Here is a 215-nt window from a genome sequence, read left to right on the forward strand (position 1 = left end):
GTATCTCATGTATCATTCTCCTCAACTCAATCTTCCTACAGTTTAGCTTTAGTTAAAAAACTTTGCAACGGAACCCAATCACCTATTTTCAACGGATTCGTATTTTAGATGCGACGATTTTCCAAGTACCAAAACATTTATATCCTGGATCAGGTGGGTGTGCACAAACAGCGGGTATAAAGATTCAATTAGAATATGACCTGCACAGCGGACAG

The 215-nt window shown here is 39.1% G+C and carries 1 pseudogene; it reads left to right on the plus strand.

The features are described 5' to 3' along the window. Positions 1 to 77 precede the first annotated feature (77 nt). A pseudogene (locus JDS99_RS31650) lies at positions 78 to 215 on the plus strand (transposase); the annotation flags it as partial.

The organism is Bacillus cereus group sp. N6 (assembly GCF_016483705.1).
GTDB classification, from domain to species: domain Bacteria; phylum Bacillota; class Bacilli; order Bacillales; family Bacillaceae_G; genus Bacillus_A; species Bacillus_A wiedmannii.